General features: G+C 75.3%; 1 protein-coding gene. It reads left to right on the top strand.

Going from position 1 to position 996, the window contains the following annotated elements; translation table 11 throughout:
- Positions 1 to 352: 352 nt before the first annotated feature.
- On the top strand, positions 353 to 996 hold a 644-nt coding region (sepH, locus tag MXD58_RS25525; protein ID WP_250610232.1), incomplete at its 3' end, for a septation protein SepH.

Here is a 996-nt window from a genome sequence, read left to right on the forward strand (position 1 = left end):
CCGTTGCACGGCGCGGATGTAGTCCTCCGCGGAGGGATACGTGGTCAAAGGTTCACGACCAGGGCGGGGCCCGGCGACGCGGCCGCCCGGCGGCCGGCGACCCTAGGACGATCCGGCCTTCGGTGGCCCGACCGGACAGGCCCGGCTCGATCAGACTGCGCGTGTCGACTGCCGCCACCCGCCCGACCGGCCGTATCGATGGCAGGCTGTCACCTACCGGGACGCACGTACCGAAGGCGGGTTCGGGTGCGTCATGTCGACCTGCCCGTAGGTCTGCCCGCGGATGCACACACGAGTGCGCCCGGCGGCCGGCCAAGGACGGCGGGACGGCTTCGAGAGAACAGGAGGCGCCATGCGTGAGCTGCGGGCGGTCGCACTCAGCGAGGACGGCGGCTACCTCGTGCTCGCGGACGCGGCCGGCAGGACCGACGGCGAGCAGTTCCGCGTGCCGGTGGACGACCGACTTCGGGCCGCCCTGCGCGGGGTCCGCCGTAACGAGGTGCGCACGGAGAGCGCACTGACGCCACGGGAGATCCAGGCCAGGCTGCGGGCCGGCGAGACGGCCGCCGAAGTGGCCCGCGCGGCGGGGATTCCGGTGGAGCGGGTGGAACGCTACGAAGGCCCGGTGCTGGCCGAGCGTGCCCGCGTCGTCCAGGAGGCACGGGCGGCGCTGCTGCCCAAGGACCCCGGCGGTGTGCCGGGCCGGCCCCTCGGTGAGGTCGTCGACGCCCGTCTGGTCGTCGCCCAGGACAACCCGGCCGCGGCGCAGTGGGACGCCTGGCGTCGCGTCGATGGCATCTGGCTGGTCCAGCTCACCTCGGAGAGCCGCTGCGCGCGCTGGACGTGGGATCCGGTCGTGCGCCGGGTCCGCCCGCACGACGACGCGGCGCGGGCCCTCGTCGCGCCCGAGAGTGCCGAGCAGCCTGCGCCGAGCCAGGCGCCGCCCGCCGCCCACTCGCCGCGCACGGCCGGACCCGCGCTGACGCTGGTCTCCGA

It is taken from the genome of Frankia sp. AgKG'84/4, assembly GCF_023242965.2.
Lineage (GTDB): Bacteria > Actinomycetota > Actinomycetes > Frankiales > Frankiaceae > Frankia.